The sequence below is a fragment of the Bacillus sp. SIMBA_031 genome (assembly GCF_046535225.1).
GTDB classification, from domain to species: Bacteria; Bacillota; Bacilli; order Bacillales; family Bacillaceae; genus Bacillus; species Bacillus velezensis.
In genome coordinates, this window is sequence record NZ_JAWRXC010000593.1 from 1 (window position 1) to 244 (window position 244).

Annotated in this window: 1 protein-coding gene; it reads right to left on the minus strand. The window is 60.2% G+C overall.

What is annotated here, in order from left to right:
* On the minus strand, nt 1–244 hold a 244-nt coding region (locus SB724_RS21495; protein WP_410573063.1), incomplete at both ends, for a Bax inhibitor-1/YccA family membrane protein.

Sequence of the window (244 nt, forward strand, 5' to 3'; positions counted from 1 at the left end):
GGCATAAGCCAGGATCAGCGCCGGTGATGGCTGCTTCTTGAAGGTGTTGACCAATGCCAGCACGAAACCACCCAAAGCACCCAGAATCATGAGTCCGCTGGACAGGCCCGGGGCAACGAAGAGCGTAATCCCGGCGCCAACCACCAATGCCACAAGGCAGGCAACGGTCTTCATGATGACGTCGTCAAACGTCATGCGCCCGGTGTCCGCGGGGCTGGCCGATGGTCGGTTGTAGAGGTGTTGG